The organism is Micromonospora sicca, assembly GCF_003172935.1.
Lineage (GTDB): Bacteria > Actinomycetota > Actinomycetes > Mycobacteriales > Micromonosporaceae > Micromonospora > Micromonospora sicca.
The window spans coordinates 1-14,855 of sequence record NZ_QGKS01000527.1 but is presented as its reverse complement, the minus strand read 5'-3'; the positions used below and the strand labels follow the sequence as shown (position 1 = coordinate 14,855).

9 protein-coding genes are annotated in these 14,855 nt (G+C 74.0%); 3 read left to right on the top strand and 6 right to left on the bottom strand.

Annotated elements, in window-relative coordinates; translation table 11 throughout:
• Positions 1-165: 165 nt before the first annotated feature.
• The 3 genes from DKT69_RS37200 to DKT69_RS37190 are packed head-to-tail and all read right to left on the bottom strand — an operon-like array spanning position 166 to position 7,931.
• Positions 166-1,467 (bottom strand): multicopper oxidase domain-containing protein, encoded by a 1,302-nt coding sequence (locus DKT69_RS37200; RefSeq protein WP_161558027.1) that lies wholly within the window; start codon positions 1,465-1,467, stop codon positions 166-168.
• 13 nt (positions 1,468-1,480) lie between these two features.
• A complete protein-coding gene (locus DKT69_RS37195; protein ID WP_109806027.1) occupies positions 1,481-2,740 on the bottom strand; it encodes a multicopper oxidase domain-containing protein in 1,260 nt (419 codons plus the stop codon).
• Positions 2,741-2,798: 58 nt separating this feature from the next.
• Positions 2,799-7,931 (bottom strand): IPT/TIG domain-containing protein, encoded by a 5,133-nt coding sequence (locus DKT69_RS37190; RefSeq protein ID WP_109806026.1) that lies wholly within the window; start codon positions 7,929-7,931, stop codon positions 2,799-2,801.
• A gap of 261 nt (positions 7,932-8,192) precedes the next feature.
• Here DKT69_RS37190 and DKT69_RS37185 point away from each other — a divergent pair, with 261 nt between their 5' ends.
• The 3 genes from DKT69_RS37185 to DKT69_RS37175 all read left to right on the top strand — a co-directional run bounded on the left by DKT69_RS37185 (position 8,193) and on the right by DKT69_RS37175 (position 10,256).
• Positions 8,193-8,846, top strand: a complete 654-nt coding sequence (locus DKT69_RS37185; protein WP_236648777.1) for a response regulator transcription factor — start codon at positions 8,193-8,195, stop codon at positions 8,844-8,846.
• Positions 8,827-9,924: a sensor histidine kinase gene (locus DKT69_RS37180; RefSeq protein WP_109806024.1), complete on the top strand. Its 1,098-nt coding sequence runs from the start codon at positions 8,827-8,829 to the stop codon at positions 9,922-9,924. The genes DKT69_RS37185 and DKT69_RS37180 overlap by 20 nt, the downstream gene beginning before the upstream one ends.
• An 86-nt stretch (positions 9,925-10,010) precedes the next feature.
• Positions 10,011-10,256 (top strand): hypothetical protein, encoded by a 246-nt coding sequence (locus DKT69_RS37175; RefSeq protein WP_109806023.1) that lies wholly within the window; start codon positions 10,011-10,013, stop codon positions 10,254-10,256.
• Positions 10,257-10,326: 70 nt separating this feature from the next.
• On the opposite strand, the gene DKT69_RS37170 is transcribed toward DKT69_RS37175, so the two are convergent.
• From DKT69_RS37170 to DKT69_RS37160, 3 genes are read right to left on the bottom strand one after another with little or no spacing between them, the layout of a single operon-like run.
• Entirely contained in the window at positions 10,327-11,061 is a 735-nt protein-coding gene (locus tag DKT69_RS37170; RefSeq protein WP_236648776.1) for a polysaccharide deacetylase family protein, read from the bottom strand.
• The gene (locus tag DKT69_RS37165; RefSeq protein WP_109806022.1) at positions 11,058-12,266 is read right to left on the bottom strand and encodes an MGDG synthase family glycosyltransferase; all 1,209 of its coding nucleotides are present in this window, start codon (positions 12,264-12,266) and stop codon (positions 11,058-11,060) included. The genes DKT69_RS37170 and DKT69_RS37165 overlap by 4 nt, the downstream gene beginning before the upstream one ends.
• 51 nt (positions 12,267-12,317) lie before the next feature.
• Positions 12,318-14,663, bottom strand: a complete 2,346-nt coding sequence (locus tag DKT69_RS37160) for a lysylphosphatidylglycerol synthase domain-containing protein (protein WP_109806021.1) — start codon at positions 14,661-14,663, stop codon at positions 12,318-12,320.
• Positions 14,664-14,855: the final 192 nt, after the last annotated feature.

The following is a 14,855-nucleotide window of genomic DNA, read 5'->3' as shown; positions in this document are numbered from 1 at the left end:
GGCCGGGCGGGCCGGCGAACGTGGCCGGGGCCGCGCCGGCCGGCGCGACCGCGTGCGGGGCCGCCGCGCGCGCCGGAGCCGGGCCGAGCGCCAGCAGCGCCGCCGCGAACCCGGCGACCAGCCGAGGCGTACGGGACAGTCTCATCGTCGCCCTCCCCTGCCATGTCATGCCGGGCACCCGGCGGGCGGGTCGATGCGGATCAGCGTCATCATGCCGCCGAAGCTCGCCCCGTAGTTCGTGGCCTGTTCCAGCGCGTGGCTGTGCGCGACGTGGTAGTACTCGCCGCACTGGTTGTTCTGCACCACACCCGGCGGCAGCTCGCCCGGGACCCCGCCGAGGTACGGGTTCTCCGCGAACCAGGTCTCCGGCCCGGGGCCGACGATCTGGTCCTGCAACGAGGGCAGCGGCACCGGGATCGGGTTGCTGTCCGCGTCCCAGTGCTCGGCGTCCTTCCAGATCATCAACGTGTCCACGGTCTGTCCGGGCGCCACGTCGATGAGGAAGTTGGAGAAGGAGAGGTCCTGCCCGCCGGGGCCCTGCGAAGGCCGACCGTCCCGGGCGATCAGCTGCTCGTCACTGCCGTGCGGGTGGAACGGGTAGCTGACCGACCCGGCGTTGAGGTAGCGGATCAGCGCCGGCTTCGCGTTGCTCACCGGGTCGTACGGGCGGATGTGGATCAGCGCCCCGTACGGCTGGGCGGGGAGCCAGTCGGCGTGGTTCGGCGCGATGGTGTCCGGCATGCTGCGGCCGTTGATGGTGAAGTACCGGGCCTTGTACCTGGTGAAGTCGTACGCCCGCTTCCGCTCGACCGCCAGGTGCAGGTCGGGGTCGATCTCGCCGAGCAGGTAGAGGTACTCGTGGTCGGGATCGAACGCCGAGTCGGCCCGGTCGTTCTCCCGGTCCGGGTGCCCGCGCGGGCGGACCACCAGCGCGCCGTACAGACCCATCTGCACCTGCTTCTGCATGTCGGTGCCGGACTGGTAGAGGTAGGTGCCGGGCGGGCCGGCGGTGAAGGTGTACGTCACCGAGCCGGTGCCGGCCGCCGCGGTGGTGGTCAGCGAGGTGAGCGTGCCGGTGTCGTCGGTCACCGGCTGGGCCGGCTGCCCGCCGGCGAGCACCTGCGCCTGGCCGGGGAAGGTGATCGAGGTGGCCTCCGGCAGGGTGTTGTGCAGGACGACGGTCACCTTGACGCCGGAGTCGACGCAGAGCGTCGGGCCGGGGAGCTGGAACGCGCCGCCGCTCGCGGCGTAGCTCCACATGTAGATGGTGTTGCCGTCCGGCATTGCGGCGTACCCGCCGGTGGCGGTGAGGTCGAAGGCGTTGTCGCCGGAGGTGACGCACTCCAGGCCGGCCTGCGGGCCGGCGGTCGCGCCCTGCGGGCCGGGGACGACGAGCACGACGACGATGGCCGCGACGAGCGGCACCGCGCTCAGTCGCTTCCACCGGCCGCGGTCGAGACGAAGCATCGTTACCCCCATCTCAGGCGTTCGCCCGGGTCTGCCGCGCGAGCGTGCCGGGCGGCGAGACGCGGATCTCGGTCAACTGCCCGCCCCGTCCGCCGCCGGCGTTGGCCAGTGACATCAGGTCGCGGTCGTAGAGCAGGTACGTGCCGGCGTCCGGCGCGGTGAAGATGACGTCCCGGCTCTCGCCCGGTCCGATCTCGACCGTGTTGGTCACCTGGTACTCGGCGCTGCCGTCCCGGCCGCGCAGCAGCGCGGCGTCCTTGCCGACCACCAGCAGGTCGATGCCGTCGACGGTGAGCGCGTGGTTCTGATAGCCGAGGTTCGCCAGCCGCAGCAGCACCCGCTCCCCCGCGTTGGCGGTGATCAGCGAGGAGATCGGCTGGTAGCGCAGCCGCCCGGCGGCCGCGCTGAGCGGGTCGCCGCCCGGGACCAGGGTGTCCGGGTAGCAGCGGCCGTTGAAGGCGAAGAAGGAGGGCTTGTAGTCGGTCCAGTCGGTGGTCTGAATGTGCGCGTCCCGGTAGTGCGCCTCCGCCCACACCTCGGTGAGCATGAGGGCGAACTCCCGGTCGTAGCGGGTGGAGCCGTCGCCGTCGTTGTAGGCGTACTTCCCGGGGGCCACGTCGGCGGTGCCGGCGTTCTGGGTGGGTCGGACGTAGACGATGCCGGTCATCCCCATCTGGACGTGCTCGACGTCCTCGAAGTGGCAGTGGTACATGTACGTGCCGGCGTCGTGCGGCCGGTAGAAGTAGGTGAAGTCCCGGCCGATCGGCACGGAGATGGAGAGTTCGGGGACGCCGTCGAAGAGCGGGATGGCGTTGCGGAAGCCGTGCCAGTGCACGGTGTGCCCGTCGGTGAGGTCCGGGCGGACCGACAGGCCGAGGTTCGTCAGCATGATCTTGATGGCGGTCTCCTGGTCGAAACCGAGCAGTGGGGCGCTGATCTGCGCCTTCCCGCGCTGGGCGGTGACCTCGGTGGCGGACAGCCCGGTGACGTCCCGGAACCCGAAGACGTAGAGGTCGGCGTCGGGCGGGGCGAGCGGGTCGGGCCAGAACGGGCTGATCGGCGGAGAGCCCTGCGGCATGGAGACCCAGCCGTCGGTGGCCGCCAGGTGCAGCGTCGCGGTGGGGTTCGGCACGGCCCGCGGCAGCAGCGCGGCCGGCCGCCGCAGCTGCGCGTCGGAACCGCGCTCCGGCAGGACCGCCCAGGTGCCCAGACCGGTCGCGCCGGCCAGCAGCGCGCGCCGGCTGATGCTCCTCGGCCGTACGGGATCGGACACGATCTCCTCCTAGGTCGGGGTCGGTGGCGGCCGGCGGGTGGCCAGCCGCCACGGGCGGTCAGGGCAGTTCGTCGGCGCCGGCGTCCGGGTGCGTGGTGCTGCGCCCCTGGCCGTCGATGTCGACCCGCGGGGCGGTGACGGTGAACGTGCCGTAGGTGCGGGAGCCGACCCCGAGGTCGGCGGCCGGCGAGCCGGCCCCGGCCAGGTGGTAGTCGCCCATCCGGGTCAGCGGGACCTGCTGGAGCACGATCACCGCCTGCCGGAACGACGGGAAGGTGCGCGAGGTCAGGATCGACACCGACACCGGGAAGGGGGTGCGGAACTGCGGGTCCAGGCCGACCCGGTTGGTGCCGCTGAGCGTGGTGCCGGTGGTGTCCTGGAGCAGCGAGTTCGTCGGGGTCAGCGGTCCCACCCCGTCGGCGGAGCCCATGTCCCAGTGCCGTACGGTGTCGCCGGCCGGCGCGTCGGCGGCGCCGATGCCGCTGACGTAGACGCCGTTCCACTCACCGGCCCGGTTGTCCCAGAAGATGTTGTTGAACAACTTCGGCTTGCTGAAGGTGGGCGACCCGTCCGGCAGCGTGGCCTGGAGCTGTTCGCTGTTGGCGGCGGTGGACAGGCCGGCGGGGGCGGCCCGGCCGGTGCTCGTGGCCGCGGTCGCGGTGGTGATGTTGCCGGTCACCGTGTTGTTGACGAAGCGCACGTCGGTCGCGTCGTCGAGCGCCACCCCGCCCCCCTCGTGGGTGGAGATGTTGTCGGCGACCAGGTTGTTGGTCACCGAGATCGGCACGTTGCCGGCCTGGAGCATCCGGATGCCGCCACCGTCGTCGTTGGCCAGGTTCGCCTCGACCACGTTGGCGTCGATGTCCACCGCGCCCGAGCCGGGCGACAGCTTCGTCGGGTCGGACGGCAGCTCCCCGGCGACCATGATGCCGCCGGCCTCGTCGTACGACTGGTTCAGCCAGATCCGGTTGTTCGCGATCCGCCCGTTGTACGACAGTCCGTAGTGGCTGACGCCGCCGCCGTACTCGGCGGAGAAGTTGCCGCAGATCGCGTTGTGGTCGACCGAGTAGGCGTTGCTGCCGGCGAAGATGCCGATCCCGCCGGCCAGGTTGGTGCCGCCGTTGTCCCGGATCTGGTTACGGGAGATGGCGACGTGGTCGTTGCCGGTGTTCAGGTACGGCGTGCCGACCCGGACCGCCCCGCCGTACGAGCCGCTGTTGGCGGCGATGACGTTGTCGGTGATCCGGGTGTAGTCGGCGGCGCCGTGCAGGTAGATGCCGCCGCCCTGGGTGACCACGGCGCCCGGCGCGCCGTACGGGGTGGTGACGCCGCCGGTCACGTCGTTGATGTTGCCAGCGAAGTCGGACTGGTTGCCGCCGGTGATCCGGAACCCGTCCACCGCGACGGCGTTGCCCGAGCTGAACTGGTTGGCCCGGGCCAGCACGGTGACCACCGCGCCGTCCGGCACGGCGGCGGGGCCGGCGTGCGGGATCGAGGCGACCAGGTTCAGCCAGGCGGCCCCGGTCGGGTTGTCGATGCCGAAGCCCCGGCCGTCGAGCACCGACCCGGCGACCACGGTGTTGTCGGGGTACCGGCCGCCGGGGCCGATGCCCTGGAGCCGCACCGACGAGTGCAGGACGACGTTCTCGTAGTAGGCGCCGGACGGGTTGTCCGGGCCGGGGGTGTTCGGCCAGACCGCGACGACCGCGATGCCGCCGGCGGTGGCCGCCGCCTCCAGTGCCGCCTGGACGGAGCCGTACGTGGTCCCCCCGGTGCGCACCGCCCAGGCGGGCGGCTTCACCTGGAACAGCCGGGGGTTGGCCGCACCGCCGATGCCGGTGCCGTACGTGGCGCCGAGCAGCTGGAAGGTGAGCCCGTTGACGGTCCGCTGGCCGTTGCCGGCGGTCACGCTCACCTCGGCCGGACCGACCGAGCCACCCGTGAGGGTCACCTCGATCTTCCGGTCGGACCAGGAGTTGACCGTCACCGTCGGGTCGGTGCCGGCCGAGTCGAACCGGACCGCGCTGGCCGGGCCGCGAGCGCCGAACCCGGCGCCGGTGATGGTGACCCGGCGGTCGGTGTCGGTGCTGCGCAGGAACGGCCGGGAGACCGCGAAGAGCTGCGGGGTCTCCCCGGCGGGGTCGCACTGCACCGCGCCGAGCTGCCCGGAGCCGGGCGAGATGCCCACCGCCGCGACCTGGGTCGGCGCGGTGTCGGTCACCGTGTACAGCCCGGGCCAGGCCTGGAAGTTGGTGGCGATGGTGCGGTAGCGCGGGTTGTAGTTGCCGTTGAGGTGTCCGGGCTGGCCAGGGTCGTTGCCGACGAAGCGGTACATGCCCGGGCAGGGGCCGGCCGGCAGCGGGCAGTTGTACGTGCTGGTCGACGGCTCGATCGCCTCGTACATGCCGTTGAAGTCGGTGTCCACGGTGTCCACCAGGCGCCCGGCCCAGTCGTAGAGGCCGACCGGAAGGTCCGGGATGCCCTCGGCCTCGCCGAAGTTGGCGCTGCGCTTGTCGTGCGTCAGACCGAGGTCGTTGATGACCAGGCCCCAGAAGTGGGTGGGCAGCGGCACCGGGGTGAACAGGTTGAAGTTGGGCGCGCTGGCCTGGCCGGCGCGGACCTCCACCAGCTTGGTGTCGCAGAGCGGCCGCGGCTGGCCCTCGAACGGGCTGCCTCCGCCCTCGACGAAGCCCGGGTCGGTGACGTGCACGGTGTGCAGCGCGCCCGCGCAGGCGGAGTTGATGCCGTTGCCCTGCGACGGCGGCTCGCCCGGGTCCGGCTGCGGCTCGGGCGGCGTCGGCTGGTCGCCGGCCTGCTCGGCCGAGGGCGGGAAGTTCTCCTGCGGCAGGAAGCCGTCGCCGTCGAAGACGTTGACGTCCTCCTCCCGGGTGGGCTGGTAGATCGCCCCGCCGCCGACCGGGTTGGTCGGGCTCTCCACGCTGACCAGGTAATCGTCCGGCACCAGCGGCTGGGTCTGCCCGTCCGGCAGCGGCGCGTACAGGGGCAGGTCGTGGTCGGGCGCCGGGTTGGCCGGGTCGCCCGGCGGGATCAGGTTCAGCTTGGAGTCGGCGAACGCGTAGTTGCCGTTGACGGTCTGCCCGAAGTTGGTCGGATCGTTGTCGGTCGGCGCGGCCTGGAAGCCCATCATCGGCGCCTCGACGCACATCTGGTCGGCGTCCCTGCCGAAGTCCGGCAGCGCGAGCTGGTTGGTGAGCGGCTGGCCGTCGAACATCCGGGCGGTGCAGCCCCGTCCGGGCGCCCAGGTCTCCGAGGTGTACGCGTCGTTGAGCTCCGGGCCGCGCCTGAGCGAGCCGTCCTCCTCGTGGACCGGGTCGCCGTTGGCGTCCCGGACCACCGCGTACAGGTGGACCTCGATGCCGGGGATGCCCGGCTGGTACGGCTCGGTGACCGCGTACTGCGGGTCCAGCTCGTTGCGGGTGGTGTCGTAGGTGACGGTGCCGGCGATGCCGCCGTTCTCCGCCCCCTGGTACGGCTTCACCCCCCAGTCGACCCGGCCGGTGAGGCCGATGATCGGCAGCACGTCGACGTCGACCGCCGCGCCGAGCAGCGTCGTCGGGTTCGGCTCGTTGGCGGCCTGGTAGGTGATGCCGGTGGTCTTGTACCGGGTGTTGAACGCCTCCAGCACCAGCCACTTGGTCAGCGGGTACGCCTCCTTGATGGCGTAGTGCCCGGCGCTGTCGGTGACCACGCTGTTGGTGCCCTGGTCCATCAGGGAGTTGTCGCGCTCCTTGAGCACGATCGGGAAGCGGGGCACGCCGCTCTCCCCCGGGTCCTGCCGGCCGTTGCCGTTGGTGTCGACGAAGACGGTGCCGGTGATCTCGGTGAACCAGCCCACGAGGGGCTTGGCCCCGATGTCGACAGTCTTCCCGCCGCTGACCGTGACGTTGAACGAGTCGAGCAGCATCTCCTGCGGCCCGTCCCAGAGGGTCAGCTGGTAGTCGCCGTCGGGGACGTGCGGGATGGTGAACGAGCCGTCGGCCGCGCCCCGGTCCAGGTAGATCATCCGGTCGCCGTCGCCGAGGTCGGAGAGCGCCACCCAGGGGCGGGCGACCGGGCCGGCGATCTTCGCGCCGGCCACCCCGTCGGCCGGCAGCGTCACCCCGCCCTGCCCGCCGACGTACGTGTAGGCCTGCACCACGGCGCCGGTGATCTTCCCGGCGGCCGTGCCGGTCAGCGCCTTCGGCGAGACGAAGCCGAAGTCGACGTACGGGACCGGCTCGCCGCCGAGGCTCTGCTCGGTGTCGTACCCGGTGTCCCCCTCCTGCACCCAGACGTCCCAGTCGTGGCCGCCCTCCAGGGTGGTGGTCTGCACCCAGCTCTGCCCGCCGGGGGCGACGACCTGGGCGGCGTACCGGTCGGGGCCGAGGTTGGGGATGACGATGTCGCCTCCTCCGTCGCTGCGGCAGCCGGTCGACTCGGTCTCGATCACCGGCTTGCCGTCGACGAAGACGATCTGCCCGGCCGGGTGGGTGGTGTCGGGCGCGCTGTGCCTGTACTTCGTGCAGAGCGGGTTGCCGTAGTAGTCGACGGTGACCTCGCCCATCACGTCGGAGAGGTGGGCGGTGAAGCCTGCGAGACCCCGCTCCGCGCCGACCTCGTACGTCCCGTCGACCGGCACGCTGTCGTCGAAGACCCGTAGCCGGACGGTGCCCAGCGGCAGCGGGTACGGCTGCATGCCGACCCTGACCGCGGTGGTCTGCCCGGCGGTGACGGTGAGGTGCTCGCCGTCGATCTTGTAGCCGTCGGCGGTCACCGAGATCAGGTAGCGGCCGGCGGGCAGCCCGTCGAGCGCCGTACCGGCGGCGAGCTTCGCCTGGTCGCCCTGGGCGACCACCGGGACCGCGCCGGGCGTGTTGCGGATGGACGGCCACCGGCAGTGGTCGGCGAAGTCCGGCGCGCTCGCCACCCCGGCCCGCGCGGGCAGGCAGTGCTCCAGCGCGTCGTGCGGGTCACCGGTGTCGTCCGCGGTGATCAACCAGCGGTAGTCGGTCACCGGGTCGCCCTGCTGGATCTGCGGCGCCGGGCCCACCGTCCGGGCGCTGACGACCTGGAGGGTGATAGCGCCGGTGGTGGGCTCGGCGGCGGCCGGCCCGGGCGGTACGACGAACCCGACGAGCAGCAGGACACTGGCGGACACGAACCAGCGCGGCCAGACGGAACGGCGCGACATGCCCTCACCCCCTCGGTCAGCGGAGAACGGCCGCGACGGGCACGGCCGGGCTGGTGTGAGGAGCATGGGCGGCTCCGGGCCCGTGACGACCGTTTATGACAGCGCCGTCATCCGACCGTCATCCGGCCGGCGGCCCCACGTGTCGGAACGGCGACAACAGTCCGCCCCGTTCGGCGGTGGCGGGGAGCAGCACGAAGCAGGCTTCATGGAGGGCACCAGAGAGTCACCGACGGCTGTGGGGGCACGGTGGGACGAGTACTGGTGATCGAGGACGACGACCGGATCGGGCGACTGGTCACCCGGGCCCTGGAGGGCGGCGGTCTGCACACCGAGCGGGCGGCGACCGGGACGGCCGGGCTGGAGGCGGCGCTGCACCGCGACTTCGACCTGGTGGTGCTGGACCTGATGCTGCCCGGCCTGGACGGCCGGCAGGTGCTGGACCAGCTGCTGGATCGGCGGCCGGGGCAGCGGGTGCTGGTGCTCTCGGCGGTGCCGGAGATCAGCACCCGGGTCGCGGTGCTGGAGGCGGGCGCGGCGGACTTCCTGGGCAAGCCGTTCGCCGTCGCGGAGCTGCTGGCCCGGGTGCGCGCCCGGATGCGCGCCGCACCGCCGGGAGACGCCGCCCGGTGGCTGCACGTCGGACCGGTCCGGCTGGACCTGCACCGGCGCCGCGCCACCGTCGACGGCATCGCCGTCGACCTGCCGCTGCGCGAGTTCCTGCTGCTGCAGCACCTGATGACCCGGGCCGGGCGGCCGTGCAGCCGGGACGAGCTGCTGGCCGACGTGTGGGGGCTGCACTTCGACCCGGGGAGCAACGTGGTCGACGTCTACATCCGCCGGCTGCGCGGCCGGCTGGACCGGGCCGACCGCATCGAGACGGTCCGCAGCGTGGGCTATGCGTACGCAGTCGACTGACCGGCTGCTCGCCGGGGTCTGGATCAACTTCGCCGCGTTCAACGTGGCGCTGATGTGGCTGCTGCCCGGCCAGGAGACGGTGCCGTTCCACCTGGTCTGGATCAGCCTCTCACTGGTCTACGGCTTCACCAACTGGTCGCTGTCCTGGATGGTGCTGGCGCTGGTCGGGGTCACCACCAGCACCGGGGCAATCCTGGTGCACCACGCCGCGGTCGGCGAGATCCGGTGGGAGGAGACCACCGAAGAGCCGCTGATGGCGGTGATCTTCATCGTGATGGCCTGGCACGTGCACCGGCGGCACCTGCTGCTGCGCGAGATGCGGCGGATCGGCGACGCCGAGCGGGACCGCGCCCACCGGCAGGAGCTGCTGGTCCGGGTCGCCTCGCACGAGCTGCGAACTCCGCTCACCATCGCCCGCGGCTACACCGAGCTGTTGCGTTCCACCCACGACGACGAGTCGACCACCGAGGACACGGCCGTGGTCCTCGACGAGCTGGACAAGGCGACCCGGATCGCGCACCGGCTGGTCACCCTGATGCAGCTGGAGCAGCCGCATCAGGTCCGCCCGGTCGACCTCGACGCCGAGCTCGCCCGAATCGCTCGGCGGTGGGCGCCGGCGGCCGAGCGGAGCTGGTCGGCGCGGTCGTCCGTCGGGCTGACCCGGGTCGACCCGGAGCGGCTGGAGGCGGCGCTGGACTGCCTGATCGAGAACGCGGTGAAGTTCACCGGTCCCGGTGACCGGATCGCGCTGGTGGGCTGCCGGGACGCGGCGGGCTGGACGGTGGAGGTGGTCGACTCGGGGGCCGGCATCCCGCCGGAGTCGGTGCCGAACCTGCTCACCGGGGGGCCGGGACACGGCACCCCGACGGGCACGGGGCTGGGACTGGCCATCGTCCGGGCGGTCGCCGGCTCACTCGGCGGGCGGGTCACCGTCGGTGCCACGCCGGGTGGCGGCGCCCGCGTCGGCCTGCGGGTGCCCGAACCGACCCCCGTCGGCGGGTCGGCCCCGCCCAGGCCGGAACCGGTCCGCGCGCAGCCGTTCGACGATCCGCTCCGGCTGCCCGATCCCGCCCACTGAGCGCCACCGTCGGGGGTGGAGCGGCGGTCAGGTGTCGTGTCCCGCCGCCGGGGTAGCCCGAGGGCAGGACGTCGAAGGAGGAGATCATGACCGATCCCAGGTACGCCCCGCTGGGCCTCGCCGCCGCCGGCGAACTCACCGAGGAGAGCGGCGAGCGGGAGGGCGGCCCCGTGGTCGGGGCCGACGACGCCCGCGCCGACGCGGCCCGCGCCGGGGCGGAGACCGACCTGACCGACGCCACCCGTGACTCCGACGGGACGCCGGTCGGCGCCGCGGACGCCGAGGCGGACCGGGCCCGGGCCGCCGGTCAGGACGCCGACCCGCGACCGTGACCGTCAGGCCGGGGGCGGGTGAGGCCACCGCCTCCGCCGCCCACGGCGACCTCCATCGCTCTGGCCGGCGTCAGCCCACCGGCCCCCGGTGCTCGGCGAGCGGGCCCACGGTCCAACCCCGGCGGTGGCACTCCTCCAGCAGGCCGGGCAGCGCGGCGAGCCCGGCCCGCCAGGTGCCCGGCGCGGCGGCGCACGAGGAGTCGTGCAGCAGGATGGTGCCCCCGCCGGAGAGCCCGCCCCGTACGGTGTCGAGCACCGACTCGGCGGTGGCCTCGCGGGTCCAGTCCCGTCCCCAGCTGCTCCAGAGCACCGGCTTCAGCCCCAGCCGGCGCGCGGCGAACAGGCTGGCACCGGTCAGCACGCCGTACGGTGGGCGCAGGAACCGGGGCGTACGACCGGTCACCGCAACGATCAGCGCCCGCGCCCGGGTCAGGTCCCGGACGGTGGCCACCGGCCCGCGTAGCAGCAGGTTGTGGTGCTCCCAGCCGTGCAGCGCGACCTCGTGACCAGCGGCGACGATCTCCCGGCCGAGGGCGGGCGCCCGCTGGAGCATCGCGCCCAGCAGGAAGAAGGTGGCGCGGACCCGGTGCTCGGCCAGCACCTCCAGGAACCACGGCGTCGACTCGGGGTCCGGACCGTCGTCGAAGGTCAGCGCCACCCGGTCCGGCGGACCGGCGCCCCGGAGCCCGGGGAGCCACCGTCCACGGACGGCCGGCAGGGCGGTGACGACCGGCGCCAGGTGCAGCGCGGGAAGCGCCAGCGCACCGGCGACCAGCCCCGCGCGTCGCCGGGACGCGCGGGTCACCGGCCCTTGCTCCCGGTGCCGCCGGGCGCCTGGAGCAGCGCCGCGACCACCGCCACCGCGTCGCCGAGCGAGTCGACGACGGATCGGCGTCGCCGGTCGGCGGCGCCGGCGTGGCCGGTCCGGCTCGCGACGTCGGCGACCAGACCGGCCGGATCGATCCGGGGCGCCGTCCCGGCGGGGCCGGCCGACGTCTTCCCGGTCGCCTGATCCCCGTCGGTCAGCTCGTCCAGGGCCGGCCGCAGCTGCGCGGAGGTCGGCACCCACCGGGTGAGCCCGGACCGGGCCAGGATCGAGGCGTTCGCCCGGCCGTGGCCGGGCAGCGGCCGGTACGTCACCACCGGCACCCCGCAGGCCAGCGCCTCCTGGCAGGTCAACCCGCCGGCGTTCTCCACCAGCACGTCCACCGCCCGCATCAGCGTCGGCATGTCGTCGACCCAGCCGAACACGTGCTCGCAGCTCTGCCGCAGCCGGTGGCGCAGCGCCTCGTTGCGACCGCAGACCACCACCGGCCGTACGCAGCCGGTGCCGGCCACCTCCGCCACCGTGTTCTCCACGTCGCCGACGCCCCAGGCGCCGGCCACGATCAGGGCCAGCCGGCCGTGGGGTGGGAGGCCGAAGCGTTGCCGGGCCTGCCGGCGGCCGGTCGCAGACGCGGCGGAGAAGGCCCGCGACACCAGCGGCTGCACCACCGTGACGTCGATGCCGGCGTCCGCGCCGGCGGGTTGCACCTCGGCGTGCCGAAGCGCGCAGTAGACGTCCACCCCGGGTGAGAGCCAGGTGGGGTGGACCACGAAGTCGGTCACGTAGGTGATGACCGGGACGGCCAATCGCCCCTGCCGACGCAGCGGCCCGAGGAGCTGATTCGCGAAGGGATAGGTCGTCACGACCGCCCGGGTGTCCGGGGGGATCGCCCGGCACATCCGACGACGGACCGGACGGAGCAGCGCCCTCAGCACCGAAACGGACATCCGGGACCGGCTGGTGACGGCGAAGAGCAGCTCGTAACTCCACGGCAGCCACCGCAGCAGGCCCCGGTACGTCTCCCGGAAGGCCCAGTGCACCGGGCGCGGCAGCACCTCCAGCAGGTTGAGCCGGTCCACCACGAAGCCCCGGCCGCGCAGGCGCCGCGTCAGCTCGGCGGCCGCCGTGTCGTGGCCGGCCCCGACGTCGGCGGAGACGACGACGATCCGGCCCGGGCCCTCCATGCCGCGGCGCATACCCGCCGCCGGGGGATCCACGCCGCAGCCGTCCGGCGCTCAGACGACGTGTCGGCGGACCAGCACGCGTAGCGCCACGTAGCCGGGCAGCACCGGCAGCCAGAAGGTGGCCAGTCGGTAGACCAGCACCCCGGCGACCGCCGTGTCCACCCCGATGCCGTACAGCAGCAGGCCGGAGACCAGGGCCGCCTCGGTGGCGCCCAGCCCGCCCGGGGTCGGGGCGGCGGACGCCACCCCCTCACCGACGATGCAGACCAGCAGCACCGGCGCGAGAAGCGCGGGCTCGACCGGCAGGCCGACGGCGACGAGCGACAGGTAGAGCGCGGTGCCGTAGGCCAGGGTGAGCCCCAGGCTCGCGGCCAGCAGCCGGGTGATCCGTCCGCTGCGGGCCAGCGAGCGTACGGCCTGCGTCGCCTGGCGGCGGGCCGCGCCGACCCGCGCGCGCAGCCGGGGTACGGCCAGCGCCGCGGCGGCGAGCAGGAGCACCGCCAGCACGGTCAGCAGCACGACCCGGCCCCGCCCGGTGGCGGCGTTCACCAGGTGCCGGCGCGCACCGCGCACGAACGGCAGCAGGACGGGCAGCAGCAGGCCGACGGAGACGATGCCCGAGACCCGGTCCACCGCGACGGCGGTGGCGGCCGCCGGGACCGGCAGGCCCTGCTGGCGCAGGTAGCGCACGCTCAGCGCGGCGCCGCCGATGGCGCCCGGGGCGAGTCGGTTGACGAACGACGCGGCCACCTGCACCGCGACCGTCCGGCCGAGCGGCACCCGGCCGGCGGCGGCCGACCGCAGCACCAGCGCGCTCAGCAGGTAGGTGGCGGCGGAGGCCAGCAGGGCGCCGGCCACCGCCAGCGGGTCGGCGTGCAGCATGGCGTGCAACGCGGCCCGCACCCGGCCGAGCTGCGGCAGCAGGAAGTGCACCAGCAGACCGAGCATGACCAGCAGGAACACGTCCCGACGGGTGATCCGGACGACCCGGGCCAGCCGGTCCTGCCGGCCGGGGCACCGGCGGGCGATCTCGTCGTGCAGGTCCGCTAGCAGGCCGGGGTGGGCCTCGACCAGGGCCCGGCCGGCCCGGGACAGCAGCGCCGGTTGCAGCCAGCGCAGCGTGTCGGCGACGGGACCGGCGCCGAGCTGCCGGATCGCGGCGTCGACGGCCGGCCGTACGCCCGCCGGCGCGGCCAGTGTGACCAGGAGTTCCACCAGGTCGCGGGCCTGCTGGTCGGCCGAGGCGGGCTCGGTGCCGAAGCCGAGGTCGACCAGCCAGGCCGAGGAGTCGGTGATCAGCACGTTGGCCGCCCGCAGGTCCCGGTGGGCCAGGCCGGCCCGGTGCAGCCGGGCCACCTGCCGGCAGACGTCGTCGAGGACGTCCGGCCCGAGTTCGGCCGCGTCCAGCGCGCCGAGCGGCCGCCCGGGCACGAACTCCTGGACCAGCAGCGCGTCGCCCACCGCGTCGACGGCGGTGGTGACCAGCGCCGGGGTACGCACCCCGGCCCGCTCGGCGAGCAGCAGCAGGTACGCCTCGTGCTCGTTCTTCTGCTTCGCCGTCACGTACGGCGGCTCGTCGGCGATGTCCCGGTAGCGCAGCCGGCGGTAGAGCTTGTAGAGCCAGTCGGCGTCCCGCTGGCGGCCACCGGTGACCTTGACGAAGAGCCGTCGCCCGTCGGTGGTGGTGACCTGCCAGGGCCGGGAGCCGCGCGCGTCACCCGGGACCGGCGTCAGCTCGGCCACCTCGACGCCCCGGCCGAGGAGGACCTGCCGGAGCCGCCCGGCCGACTCGCCGGGGCCCACGTCCCCGACGATCAGCCGAGTGAGGCTGGCGGCGAGCCAGCCGACCAGGAACCCACCCAGCACGTCGACCGGCAGGTGGGCACCCACGTAGATCCGGGCGGTGCCGACCGCCGCCACGGCGAGCCAGACCAGGCCGCGCGGCCGGGCGGGCAGGGCCGGGGCGAGCACCACGGCGAGCGCGGTCACCACCGACACGTGCCCAGAGGGGTAGCCGAACCGCCCGGTGACCGTGTCGTGGAACCGGACGTCGGCCAGGAACGCGGCCGGTCGCTCCCGGGCGACCAGGGCCTTGCAGAGGACGGCCGACCAGTACGCGAGATTGCCGGCGATCAGCAGGTCCCGGGCCAGGCCGATCCGCCGGGCCGCGACCGCCCCGGCCGCCGCCACCAGCACCGCCGGGTACGCGCCGAGCTGCATGACCAGCACCAGGGCCGGCCCGACCGGCCCCGGGATCTGGTTGACCAGCGCGAAGAGGTCCCGTTCCCAGCGGCCGGGCGGCCGGTGCCGGGCCCAGAGGCTGACCGCGGCGAGCAGCCCGGCGGAGACCGTCAGGCTGAACACCAGCGCCGGCGACGGCCGGTGGGTCCGGGGCATCCCCCGGCCCTAGCGGACGTCCGGCCGGCGCGGGGCCGGCTCCGGCTGCGACGTCGTCCGGGCGGCTGCCGCGCTGTCCCGCATGGGTCGACCATAGGGCGACGCCGGGACGCGACGGGCCGCAACAGGGATGATCCCGCTGTTCGCGGCGGCCTTCCTCGCACCGGCCGGCCGGGTTCCGCGCTGCTTCGC

Coding starts and splice junctions, on each gene's coding strand:
- DKT69_RS37200 (WP_161558027.1), bottom strand. CDS start 1,467: ATGCTTCGTCTCGACCGCGGCCGGTGGAAGCGACTGAGCGCGGTGCCG.
- DKT69_RS37165 (WP_109806022.1), bottom strand. CDS start 12,266: ATGGAGGGCCCGGGCCGGATCGTCGTCGTCTCCGCCGACGTCGGGGCC.
- DKT69_RS37160 (WP_109806021.1), bottom strand. CDS start 14,663: ATGCCCCGGACCCACCGGCCGTCGCCGGCGCTGGTGTTCAGCCTGACG.
- DKT69_RS37180 (WP_109806024.1), top strand. CDS start 8,827: ATGCGTACGCAGTCGACTGACCGGCTGCTCGCCGGGGTCTGGATCAAC.
- DKT69_RS37175 (WP_109806023.1), top strand. CDS start 10,011: ATGACCGATCCCAGGTACGCCCCGCTGGGCCTCGCCGCCGCCGGCGAA.
- DKT69_RS37190 (WP_109806026.1), bottom strand. CDS start 7,931: ATGTCGCGCCGTTCCGTCTGGCCGCGCTGGTTCGTGTCCGCCAGTGTC.